Annotated in this window: 14 protein-coding genes; all 14 read right to left on the reverse strand. The window is 63.7% G+C overall.

Features of this window, described 5'->3' with window-relative positions; genetic code table 11:
* Positions 1–6 precede the first annotated feature (6 nt).
* On the reverse strand, positions 7–1,119 hold the full coding sequence (locus BI347_RS20935) for a peptidase (RefSeq protein WP_071116995.1): 1,113 nt from the start codon (positions 1,117–1,119) through the stop codon (positions 7–9).
* A 72-nt stretch (positions 1,120–1,191) separates the two neighbouring features.
* The gene (locus BI347_RS23770; RefSeq protein ID WP_139167283.1) at positions 1,192–1,794 is read right to left on the reverse strand and encodes a hypothetical protein; all 603 of its coding nucleotides are present in this window, start codon (positions 1,792–1,794) and stop codon (positions 1,192–1,194) included.
* Positions 1,795–1,986: 192 nt separating this feature from the next.
* Positions 1,987–2,109 carry a hypothetical protein gene (locus BI347_RS24880; protein WP_275638877.1) on the reverse strand — a complete coding sequence of 41 codons (123 nt, stop codon included), beginning with the start codon at positions 2,107–2,109 and terminating at the stop codon, positions 1,987–1,989.
* 80 nt (positions 2,110–2,189) lie between these two features.
* Complete coding sequence (locus tag BI347_RS20945) at positions 2,190–2,642, reverse strand: phage virion morphogenesis protein (RefSeq protein WP_071116997.1); 453 nt, start codon at positions 2,640–2,642, stop codon at positions 2,190–2,192.
* Positions 2,639–3,448 carry a phage head morphogenesis protein gene (locus BI347_RS20950; RefSeq protein WP_239690976.1) on the reverse strand — a complete coding sequence of 270 codons (810 nt, stop codon included), beginning with the start codon at positions 3,446–3,448 and terminating at the stop codon, positions 2,639–2,641. Before BI347_RS20950 ends, BI347_RS20945 begins: the two co-directional genes overlap by 4 nt.
* Positions 3,449–3,467: 19 nt before the next feature.
* Positions 3,468–4,940, reverse strand: coding sequence for a DUF935 domain-containing protein (locus BI347_RS20955; RefSeq protein ID WP_071116999.1), 1,473 nt, complete (start codon positions 4,938–4,940; stop codon positions 3,468–3,470).
* Complete coding sequence (locus tag BI347_RS20960; RefSeq protein WP_338032402.1) at positions 4,937–6,541, reverse strand: hypothetical protein; 1,605 nt, start codon at positions 6,539–6,541, stop codon at positions 4,937–4,939. Before BI347_RS20960 ends, BI347_RS20955 begins: the two co-directional genes overlap by 4 nt.
* Positions 6,538–7,107 (reverse strand): DUF3486 family protein, encoded by a 570-nt coding sequence (locus BI347_RS20965; protein WP_071117000.1) that lies wholly within the window; start codon positions 7,105–7,107, stop codon positions 6,538–6,540. Before BI347_RS20965 ends, BI347_RS20960 begins: the two co-directional genes overlap by 4 nt.
* Before the next feature lies 1 nt (position 7,108).
* A complete protein-coding gene (locus BI347_RS20970) occupies positions 7,109–7,420 on the reverse strand; it encodes a hypothetical protein (protein WP_043579969.1) in 312 nt (103 codons plus the stop codon).
* Positions 7,417–7,758, reverse strand: coding sequence for a hypothetical protein (locus tag BI347_RS20975; protein ID WP_043579971.1), 342 nt, complete (start codon positions 7,756–7,758; stop codon positions 7,417–7,419). The genes BI347_RS20970 and BI347_RS20975 overlap by 4 nt, the downstream gene beginning before the upstream one ends.
* Positions 7,755–7,973 (reverse strand): TraR/DksA family transcriptional regulator, encoded by a 219-nt coding sequence (locus tag BI347_RS20980; protein ID WP_047257752.1) that lies wholly within the window; start codon positions 7,971–7,973, stop codon positions 7,755–7,757. The genes BI347_RS20975 and BI347_RS20980 overlap by 4 nt, the downstream gene beginning before the upstream one ends.
* Positions 7,966–8,559, reverse strand: coding sequence for a hypothetical protein (locus BI347_RS20985; RefSeq protein ID WP_071117001.1), 594 nt, complete (start codon positions 8,557–8,559; stop codon positions 7,966–7,968). Before BI347_RS20985 ends, BI347_RS20980 begins: the two co-directional genes overlap by 8 nt.
* Positions 8,552–8,782 carry a hypothetical protein gene (locus BI347_RS20990; RefSeq protein WP_047257754.1) on the reverse strand — a complete coding sequence of 77 codons (231 nt, stop codon included), beginning with the start codon at positions 8,780–8,782 and terminating at the stop codon, positions 8,552–8,554. The genes BI347_RS20985 and BI347_RS20990 overlap by 8 nt, the downstream gene beginning before the upstream one ends.
* A complete protein-coding gene (locus tag BI347_RS20995; protein ID WP_047257755.1) occupies positions 8,779–9,189 on the reverse strand; it encodes a M15 family metallopeptidase in 411 nt (136 codons plus the stop codon). The genes BI347_RS20990 and BI347_RS20995 overlap by 4 nt, the downstream gene beginning before the upstream one ends.
* Between the last annotated feature and the right edge of the window lie 38 nt (positions 9,190–9,227).

A 9,227-nucleotide genomic window follows, 5' to 3' on the forward strand; every position in this document is an offset into this window, starting at 1 on the left:
TCCTTATCAGTTGGGACGGGATTTCAGCAACTGGCGCACGGCCTGCTCGTAGGGAATGCCCTTCTCGGTGGCCAGGGCGGTGGCTCGGTTGTGCAACTGCAGCCGCTCCGGATCGGCGCGCTCGCCAAACTCCAGCGAGCCGTCCTGCTCCCACTGGTTAGCCTTGTCCTTGGTAGCGGCCTCGCTGAAATCGATCACCTTCGGCATGTCGCCCAGGAAGCCTTTGAAGGCGCTGGCCAGCGCTTGCTTGGCATCGCCCTCGCCGAACTCGACGGAGGCTTCACCGTCCGCAAAGTCCAGGAAAGCCACCACGGCGTCCTTGTGTTTCGGCACCAACTTGCCTTCGCCGATCAACTGCTCGGCATAGGCCAGGTGTTCGCTGTGGCGCGCAACCGCGGCCGTGGCCTTCTTCTCGGCCGCGGCCGTCGCCAGTTGCTGCTTCAGCCTGGCGTTTTCCGCCTCCAGGGCGGCTTGCTGTTCAGGGGTCACTTCAGGGGTCTCCTTGGGTTGGGATGGATCGGCAAAGGAAGAGGAAGAGGAGTCATCCTGGCGGGCGTCGTCCTCCAGGCTGGCCACGGCATAGTCGGGAATGACCTTGTCGGCGGCATCGAGGCCGAACTGGCTGATCAGCCACTCGCGCATGCGGCGCCAGAGGCTGGCGTTCTGGACGTCGCCCCAGTCGCCGAACTCGACCACGTCGTCGTCGGCCTCGCCGAACTCCACCGGACGCAGCCCCTTCACGGCGGGCGGCTGCGCGCCCAGGAAACCGACATGGCGCAGGTAGTAGACGCCGGGCACCGGGTTGTTCGGCGAGTCGGGACGGTAGAAAGAGGCGGAGATTTTCTTGTGGCGGCCGGTTGCCACCTGTTCGGCGAATGCCGGGTCCACTTGGTGCGGCTCGGCCAAAAGGTCGATGCCGCTGGCGGCAAGAGACTTCACCCAGCCATAGGCCGGCGCGTCGTGCCTGGGATGACCGATGACGATGGGTGCCTCATGCAGGGCCGGATCGTAAGCGCGGGCACAGGCCGCGAGGTCGGACTCGGAAAAGTCCAGCACGTCGCCAGACATCGCTGTCTGGCGGCCGGACTTGAATATGTGCAGGGATTGGGTCGCGTTCATGCCGTCATGGTGAACGGCGTCAGCGGGCGGGACGTTTAATCGGCTTTAAAGTTTCGCCGAGTCAAGAATGGATTAACGCGGGCTACCGGGTTTGACTGTTGCTGAATGAAAGCCCGACCCAAAAGCAAAGAGCCTTTCTGGCTCTCCAGGCAACTGTTTATGAATGATACGTAGCAGGGCTTCAACATCCTCTCGGCAGCGTAGCGCAAATTCATCACTTCTGATACGTAGCTCCCAATCATCCAACAACTCATCATGGAAACCATCCAGGTAAGCGTCAGTGGTCTTTGTGTCACTCTTTTCAAGGCTCTTGGATCGGCCATGTGCAATTGTGTTGCGGAATTTGAATAGTTCACTCAGTGTCTGCCAAGGACGCCCACCTTTCGCATTCGGCACACTTATCTCAAGCCGATCAATGATCAAATCAAATTTAGCAAGTGGCGAGAGTCGATCAAGATGCTCCCAATGAGCAAACAGGCAAGGTCCTATATGGTTTTGGTAGGCCTCAAAGGCAAAGGCAGTCAATAGTATTGACGAGAGAAATTGCCATGACGAACCCTCTGGATTCTGGCGCGCTTTTTCCAATACACAATCACTTGCATGCCAAAGCTCTGAGTACATGATCATCTGCCGTTCTTTTTTTACCTCGACAAAGACCTTGCCTGTCTTGCTCATGATGGATCACTTCCTTAGTCGTTAAGCGCTATCGTGGTCGACCTCACTCGCAGGGAACCAGTGGGCCTCATCTCCAATCAGTAAAGCCTTTATAAAGCTTTACACCTTCACTACGCCAGCTGTGGGCCATCATCGGGCGCAGGAAAATAAAAAACCGGCCCTGCGGCTTCTACACCGCAGGGGAGATTTGGCTTAGTCTGGCGCCATCGCCAGCAACTCGAACCACAGCAACACTGCCAACACCCAGAGCCAACGCCACTTGGTCAACGCAGCCAACACCACCACGCCGCCAGTTACTGCTATTACCAACCTCATGCAGGTCTCCCAAATACGGGCTGGGGCTGGTGCCCCATGCACCCGCAAGGGATATGCCGAACATGCTCTTATAAAAACGGTCAGCCAGCCGCCGCATGTTGCAGGTGGCGCATCACGGCGCCGATGACAGCCTCGCCGGCCTCTGGCTGCAGCTCGCCGTCCTCGTTCATCGGCAGGTACGGCCGCGCCTCCAGCTCCACCGCCTGGTTGCGGCCGGCCTGGCCGCCCAGATGCTGGATGCGCGCATATGGCAGATTGCTGCCGATGACCGAGGAGTGCGGGTCATAGTCGGTGACCACCGAAGCCGCCAGCTGGCCGCGGTCTTGCAGCGTCACGCCGCCGTCCCGGCTGGCGCGCTGGCTGGGCGTCCAGCTCGGCCGCCCCTCGGCCTCGAAGTTTTCCTCGGTGATGAACGCCAACGAGGCGGCGATGGCGCGCATGGCCGGCGTCATGTCAGCCACAGATGACTCCAGCCGGCGCAGCGCGCGTTGTACCTGGTCGTCCTGGATGACGATGCTGACGAAGTCGCTCATGCTCTTAGCTCCTTGTTGGCCAGCTTGGCCAGGTCACCGGTATAGCGCGCCAGGTCTGGCGTCCAGGCCGCGGCGCCGGGGTTGTAGCTCCAGCCTACGTCCGGCGAAATGCTGACCTCGCGCCGGGTCACCGGGTCAATGCTGCGGAAGGTGGCCACCTCTCGTTGCTCGCCGGTTCGCTCGGATACCGTGCGCAGCGCAGTGCCCAGCCGGCCGGCCGAGGACTCAACCTGGATGCCGCGCGCCTTCAGATCATCGGCCGACAGCGCGACGATGCGGCAGCGGCAGCCCCAGCCGTTCGGCGTGTAATAGGACTGCCAGAACGGGTCGTCGTAGCGAAACACCTTGCCGTGTAGGGCGCGATGGCTGGGGCGGGTCTTGCTGTCCCGGATGGCGACATACATCCAGTACGGCCGGTCGGCCACGTTTTCGATCTGGGTCTGCCAACGGCCGGCCATGTACGCGGTCTGCAGGTTGGTGCGGTAGATGGTCTCCAGCCGCCTGGGGCTGCCCAGCTGCACCTCGCGCACTTCGCCAGTGTCTTCGTCCAGCACTTCCTGTTTGCCCCACCAGCCCTTGGCCTTGAGGACCGGCGTCAGCTCTTTCTTGAACCAGGCAAAGGTCTTGCCCTCGGCCAGCGCCTTCTCCACGGCGTCGCGGATGTCCTGCAGGATGTCCAGCCGCGACACCTTGGCCACCGTGAACGCCTGGGCCTGGGCGTCCTGCCACAGCTCCTCCCAGTCCCAGGTAATGGCGTAGCCCTTGTTCTTCAGGTACTGGATGGCCTTTTCCGGGGGCAGTTTCATGCAGTACGCGAGGTCGAAGTCAGCCATGCAGCCGCCCCCAGACTTTGGCGGTGAAGATGGCGCGGGCCAAGCGCTCCTGCAGGCCGCTGGCGTCCATGTCAGGGTATAGCTCGGCCAGACTGCCCAGCAGCTCATCCGGCTGCGCGCCGGCCTGGATGCGGTCGAACAGCGGCTGCAGCATAGCGGCGGTGTCCGCCTGCAGCTCGTTGGCCGACAGCGCATCCAGCGCCGCGTCCAGCGCATCCTGGTCCGGCGCTTCTTCGTCGGCTTCGGCAAACTCGGCGCTGGTCGTGGCCTCTGGCTTGTTGGTTTCCACCAGGTCGCCGTCCTGCAGGTTGTAGGCGCGCTTGAAATAGGCGGAAGTGAACTGGGCGCCGGCGCGGGTCAGCTTCTCGTCGCGGCCGGCCTGGACTTCGTCCACCTGCTCCTGCTCCCACATCTCAAAGCGCGGGCGGTCGCCGCCGTTGAAGTTCAGCTCGCAAACCCAGCGCACCAGCTGGTTCAGCGCCTCCTCGATCACCTCCTTGTCACCATCGCGGATGTCGCGCGTCACCTCCAGCCCGGCCTGGGCCGAGGCGCGGTTGGCGCTGGCCTCGGTGGTCTGGTTTTGACCCAGCAGCGCGATGGAGACCTCGGAGCGGCAGAAGTGCAGCAGCCGCTCGTAGACGTCGGCATTGTTGGCGCCGTTGGCGGCCTCCTTGATCTCCACGGAGGAGTCATCCGGGACGACTGCCACCGCGTCCTGCACCATGGCTTCCAGGCTGTCCAGCAACAGGTCGGTTTCCTGGGTACTGGCCGAGCGTGGATGTTTGCCGACCAACCAGGGCGAACCGTACTTCTCGGTGAACTGCACCCAGAATTTGAGGCCGCCTTTTTTGAAGGTGGTAGGCCAGAAGCACATGGACAGATCGGCGAAGCCGTAGGGATTGTCGTAGCTGGCATCCTGGCGCGGCACCAGGAACTTGCGCTCGGGCAGCTCCTCGCCTTTGAGCGGGGCTTGCTTGGTGCGCAGGCGCAGCTGGTTGTCTTCGTCAAAGACAAACCAGTCGGCCGGCTTGCCCACGATGTCCACCGGCACCAGGTAGCTGCCCACCTTGCCCCACATGATCTCCATCGGCTGGTAGCCGTAGAGCATGGCGTCCAGCATCTCGCCGATGATCCGTGACAGGTTGAGGTCGTTGAAGATGTCGGTGATCGACTTGGCTACCCGGCTTTTGGACGCGCCGCGGTCCAGCCCCCACTCCAGCGCCTTTACCGCCGCCTTGCGGCGCCGGATGCAGCCGCCCACATGGGCGTCGGCGCGCAGCTCGCGGTAGACCTTGATGTCCTTGCCCAACGCTTTCAGCACCGGGTCCGGGTTGGGCAGATACATGCCCAGGCCGTAGAAGTCGATGCTCTTGGAGCGGGTGGCGATCTGGCTGGACAGCGACTGGCGCGGCTCGCCGAACTGGACGAACTCGGTGGGGCTGACCCACATGCCCTTTGCTTTCATGCGTACCCCTGTGTGATGCGGGTGGCGGCGCGGCGGCGGCGGGACTTCACTGCCACCGGGCCTTTGTTGAGTTCGCGGCTGGCGTAGTAGGCCAAAGCGATGGCCACCGCGGCGTCGCCGTGGCGCTTGCCCTTGTCTTCGCCAGTGGTGCGCGCATCCGGGATGCGCGGCACGCCCTTGACCACCTGGACAGCGCGCAAGTCAGCCAGGATGTCTGCGTCCTTGGGCAAATCCACCAGGTCACCGTCTTCCAGCGCGGCCTTCAGCGGCGGCATGTGCTCGCGATACCAACTCTCGGTCAACATCACCTGCTGGATGCGGCTGGCGCCGTAGCGCTGCATGGCGAACTCGGCCAAGGAATGGCCGTTGCCGCGGGCGTCGAAGGCGCCGCCCATGAAGCGTGGCAAGCGGTCCATCAGGTAGAAGGCGATCTGTTCTTGCTGGCGAAACGGCACATTGCGCAGCTCCAGGATGAACGGCACCCGCCGAACGAGGTTTTGCTGCTGGATCAGCGGCACATGCACGGACAAGTCGCCCGTGCGGCCGAAGTCCTCGCCATTGAAGCTGATGGCATCGGCGGGCAGAGCAGCCAGCAGCGGCGCCAGCTTGGCCTCCAACCAGTCGCTGCACTCGGCATGGCGGACGTGATCGGACAGCAGCTCGAAGCCATTCGGGCAGGCATAGCGCAGTACCGGCGTGTCCGCCGACATGCGCGATTCGATCAGCGCCCTGGACAGCCAGGCGCCGCCGCTGTTCTTCGGGATGCAGCCATATTCTTCATCAGCGGATTCGGTATTGGGCGCGTTGCGGTACAGGTCGTCGCGCCATTTCTTTTCCGCTTCCGGCGACCAGGTCTGGCCGGTAACGTAGCAGATGCGCTTGTACAGGCCGTCGGCGATGGCGTCATCCAGGGTGATACGGTGAATGCTGTAGTCCTTGCGCCCCTCGCGCGCCTCCTGGATGTACTGATTGAACAGGTTTTCGACGCCGTTGTGGGTGCTGATCAGCCGCACCTTGTTGCCCCACATGGTCAGTGCCAGCGCCGCTTTCAGCAGCTCCTCCAGCGAGTCATGGAAGGCCGCCTCGTCAATCACCACATCGCCCTGCAGGCCGCGCAGGTTGGATGGCCGGCTGGACAGCGCCTGGATTTTGAAACCGCTCTTGGGGAAGCGGATCATGTACGCGAGGATTTCCTCCTGCCGGCCCTCATCCCAGAAGCTTTGCTCGTAGACATCAGCCTGGGCCAGCTCGTTGAAGGCCTTGGCGAACAAGGCGCAGGCGGCGATGTACTCCAGCGCCATTTCCTTCTTGCTGCCGACGTAGAAGGTATTGCAGCCCTGGCGACGGCGTGGCCGCGCCGCCTTGACCACGTTGCGGCCGGCCTCGGCCCAGGTCAGGCCGGTGCGGCGGCTCTTCTCCGCGAACATGATCTGGGCTTCGTCTTCAAACCAGCGCTGCTGGTACGGCAGAAACACCGGTTGTTCGGCCGGGATGGCATCGGACACGTCTTGCGGCACCACCACGCCGGCCAGCTCCAGCTCTTCGGCCAGGTCAATCTTGCGCGGCGTGCCCAACGGCTTGAGCGGTGGCTGTGCCATCATTCTTTACCCAGCAGAATGCGACGGATACGGGACTCCATCTGCTCGCTCATGCCATCGGCGCCGCGCAGCGCTTCCAGCTTTTCCTCCTGCTCGGCCAGCAGCTTGGTGCGGGCCTCGCGCTCGATGCGGGCCTGCTCGTCCAGGCGGAAGCGCTTCTGATTGACGCTGGCGCGGGCAAGCGTGGCGATGTTCTTGGCGGCCTTGGATAGCAGCGCGATGCGGTCTTCCGGCTTGGTGTCTTCCTCGTTGGCTTCCTGCAGGCTGACGATGGACTCGAACATCTCGGTTTGCACCAGGGCGATCACCGCCTCGGAGCGGGCGTCCTGGTCGTCCGCCGCGCCTTCGGTCAGCAAGCGGGCGGCCTCGGTACTGGCCTTGATGGCGGCGAAGCGGCGCTCGATCTTCTGGCCGTAGCGGTGGATGGCTGATTTGCTGATGGCGAAGCCCTTGTCGCGCAATGCCCCCTCCAGCAGCTGGTAGCCGCTGAAGTTGCCGTCCATCAAGGCCTTGTCCAGCCAGTCGCGCACGGCTGTCGGCAGCTGTTCTACGCTGTTGCGACGGGCCATGTCACTGGCTCCAGTACTGCGCCGGACGGGCGATGCCCGGCGCGCAGTCTATGGTGTACTCGGCAATGTCCACACCGTAGCGGGTCAGGTCGCCCCACCAGCGGCCAGAAGGCTCCTTGCGCAGCTTCACCAGCGCGCGGTCTGCCAGGTAGTCCAGCTCCTTGCGGACTTCCAGCGGCGTCACATCCGGGTAGATGGCGCGCATGGTCATCTGGATCACGTCCTCGCACACCTCCTCGGGCCGAGCATTGTTCAGCGCCAGCAGCAGATACCAGCGCAAGCTTTCCCGGCGCACCTTGGCCTGGTCGATCATCGTTGAGCACCTTTCAGTTGGATGTTCTCGATCTTGAGCGCCACGGCATCCAACTTGGCCTCAATCACGGTCTGGTTGCGGACATAGTCTTCGCGGCGGACATAGGACAGCGGCAGGTCTGCCTGGAACTTCAGAAAGTCCCGCTCCAGGCGATGCACGCTCTCTGCCTCCTTGGCGATCTGGGCCAGCAGCGCGGCGATCTGCGCCTCTTGCTTGGCGTCGCGCTCGCTCTGCCGCTGGTCGATCTGCGCCAGCAACATCTTGCCGGCGCCAAACAGAAAGCCCAGAAAGGCCAGGATTAGCGTTACCACCATGCCCAGCTCCATCTGGATGGTCATAGGCCACCCCGTTTTCGTTGTTCCGCGCGGGCCTGGCAGTCCATGCAGCGGGTGCAGCCTGGCGCTGCCAAGCGGCGCGCTTCCGGGATGGGCTCGCCGCAGTCGTCGCACTGCGACAGGCTGGCGCCCAGCGGCCGGCTGGCGGCGGCCTGAGCCGCCAGAGATGCCGCCAGATACAGCGCCTCCAGTTCCTGGGCGCGGTCAAACTCATCCATGGCTGGCCTCCTGGTACAGCCGGATGAAACCATCCACGCGGGTTTCCAGCTCCTGGCACCAGCGGCCGTAATCGGCGGCGTGGTTCAGTAAGTCTGCGGGCGGTAGCCCGCGCTCGGCGGCGCCGGCTTGGCTGGCTTCACCAGCATTTCCGGCGTCGGCTGCGGGCAGACCCGGATCACGTTCGGGATAGCCGAGGGCGGCGCGGTAGAGCCGCAGGCTGTCAGGACCAAGGCCAGTCCAAGCCTGGCCATCGTTGCGAGTCGCATCGGCTATCCTTTCCTTGAGTTGGACCTGGCTGCGCGCCAGCTGGCCCTGGGTTTGCAACAGCTGCCAGCCCACCTGGTGGGCCAGGTCGGTCAAGCGCGCTTGCTCTGCATTGGCCGCCGCCAGCGCCTGGCTTTGTTTCTCTGCCTTCTGCAGCAGCTCGGCAGCGTGCGCGGCTTCTTGCTTGGCCATCTTGGCCTCGTAGACGCGGGTGGCTTGGCCTTGGCCGCTGCCGTAACCGACGAAACCCGCCACGCCCAGGGTGACGCCGCACAGTGCTACGCGCAGGACATTGAGCAGCAAGGGGCTGGCGCTAAGCATTGTTGGCCTCCTTGCTGTCGCGCTTGGTGGCGATCCAGCTGCGAGCCGCGGAGTAGCCGCCCACCACGCCCAGGTAGATCAGCCAGACCTCGGCGGTCAGCGTGCCGGCCACGCCTTGGTAAACGAACATGCCGGTGGCGGCCGCGCAGGCCACATTGGCCCACAGCTTGCTATGGCTGAGTCGCCCTGTGGTCGGATTGGTGAAGAGGTCGGCCAGGGTCATTGGTATCCCCGCGCCAGAGCGAAGTGCGGAAATTCGCGGAACGGCGCGCCTGGGCGGCCGTACCAGTTGAGGCCCAGCTCCATGCCGATGCGGCCGGCGGTTTGCCAAGCGGGGTGCCGGTCTTCCCACATCGGCTTGCCATTCACCAGCGGGACGATGTCGAAGGCGCGCGCGGCGGGCTTGCCGTTGATCATCACGTTGTGTTCGGACTGGCCGCCTTTGGCATTGGTGACGCGCGGGCCAGGATTGCCGTTACGGCCCTGGGCGTAGAGCTGGTCCTGCTCGGCCGGCGAGCGCCAGGTGCAGGTGATGAGGATGTCGAGGCCGGCAGCCTGGCAGCGCTGCAGGAACGTCCGGCAAAGCGGCTGCAGGTCCGGGTGAAGGTCTTCGATCTTGCGGCTGGGCATGGTTCCCTCCTGTCAAAATGAAACATGCCACCCATTGT

This window comes from Chromobacterium sphagni (assembly GCF_001855575.1).
Lineage (GTDB): Bacteria > Pseudomonadota > Gammaproteobacteria > Burkholderiales > Chromobacteriaceae > Chromobacterium > Chromobacterium sphagni.

Coding starts and splice junctions, on each gene's coding strand:
- BI347_RS20955 (WP_071116999.1), bottom strand. CDS start 4,940: ATGAAAGCAAAGGGCATGTGGGTCAGCCCCACCGAGTTCGTCCAGTTC.
- BI347_RS20995 (WP_047257755.1), bottom strand. CDS start 9,189: ATGCCCAGCCGCAAGATCGAAGACCTTCACCCGGACCTGCAGCCGCTT.
- BI347_RS23770 (WP_139167283.1), bottom strand. CDS start 1,794: ATGAGCAAGACAGGCAAGGTCTTTGTCGAGGTAAAAAAAGAACGGCAG.
- BI347_RS20960 (WP_338032402.1), bottom strand. CDS start 6,541: ATGATGGCACAGCCACCGCTCAAGCCGTTGGGCACGCCGCGCAAGATT.
- BI347_RS20935 (WP_071116995.1), bottom strand. CDS start 1,119: ATGAACGCGACCCAATCCCTGCACATATTCAAGTCCGGCCGCCAGACA.
- BI347_RS20970 (WP_043579969.1), bottom strand. CDS start 7,420: ATGATCGACCAGGCCAAGGTGCGCCGGGAAAGCTTGCGCTGGTATCTG.
- BI347_RS20945 (WP_071116997.1), bottom strand. CDS start 2,642: ATGAGCGACTTCGTCAGCATCGTCATCCAGGACGACCAGGTACAACGC.
- BI347_RS20990 (WP_047257754.1), bottom strand. CDS start 8,782: ATGACCCTGGCCGACCTCTTCACCAATCCGACCACAGGGCGACTCAGC.
- BI347_RS24880 (WP_275638877.1), bottom strand. CDS start 2,109: ATGAGGTTGGTAATAGCAGTAACTGGCGGCGTGGTGGTGTTGGCTGCG.
- BI347_RS20975 (WP_043579971.1), bottom strand. CDS start 7,758: ATGACCATCCAGATGGAGCTGGGCATGGTGGTAACGCTAATCCTGGCC.
- BI347_RS20965 (WP_071117000.1), bottom strand. CDS start 7,107: ATGGCCCGTCGCAACAGCGTAGAACAGCTGCCGACAGCCGTGCGCGAC.
- BI347_RS20985 (WP_071117001.1), bottom strand. CDS start 8,559: ATGCTTAGCGCCAGCCCCTTGCTGCTCAATGTCCTGCGCGTAGCACTG.
- BI347_RS20980 (WP_047257752.1), bottom strand. CDS start 7,973: ATGGATGAGTTTGACCGCGCCCAGGAACTGGAGGCGCTGTATCTGGCG.
- BI347_RS20950 (WP_239690976.1), bottom strand. CDS start 3,448: ATGAAACTGCCCCCGGAAAAGGCCATCCAGTACCTGAAGAACAAGGGC.